2 pseudogenes are annotated in these 461 nt (G+C 58.6%); one reads left to right on the forward strand and one right to left on the reverse strand.

The features are described from left to right. Positions 1-127 precede the first annotated feature (127 nt). A pseudogene (locus MRBLMA1_RS16715) lies at positions 128-271 on the reverse strand (transposase); the annotation flags it as partial. Between the two features lie 65 nt (positions 272-336). Between MRBLMA1_RS16715 and MRBLMA1_RS16720 the strand changes: the two are divergent. Then, positions 337-461 (forward strand): annotated as a pseudogene (locus MRBLMA1_RS16720) (IS3 family transposase); the annotation flags it as partial.

Raw genomic sequence — 461 nt, forward strand, 5'->3', positions numbered from 1 at the left:
AAATCGGCGCTTCAAATCCTGGGGGGCATGCCCCCCAGGATTTGATCACCCAAATGGCGGCATAAAACGACATCCGCGATGAGCTTAACTTAGCCGCCAACCTGTCCAAGAAGGCGAGGCCACCTCATTCCTTGCGCCAACGATAATAGGTCTGCTCGCTGACCGCGATCCGCCGGCATGCCTCTGCTCTCGAGGCACCCTGCGCCAGCACGATCTCAACTTCACGTAGCTTGCCGATAATCTCTTCCGGCTTGTGCTTCTTGCTCGGCATTCAATGTCCCTTTCGTGGTCCAGACTATCATAGTCTCTGGGCCACTCAGCAGGGGGCAGATCATGAGCAGGACGGCGCATGCCAGCTTCGTGCTGGATGCCCTCGAACAGGCGATCCATGATCGGCGCCCTGTCCATCGCGGTGGCCTCATCCACCACAGCGACCGCGGCAGCCAGTATGTCTCGATCAA

The organism is Sphingobium sp. LMA1-1-1.1, from assembly GCF_040676365.1.
In the GTDB taxonomy this organism is placed as follows: domain Bacteria; phylum Pseudomonadota; class Alphaproteobacteria; order Sphingomonadales; family Sphingomonadaceae; genus Sphingobium.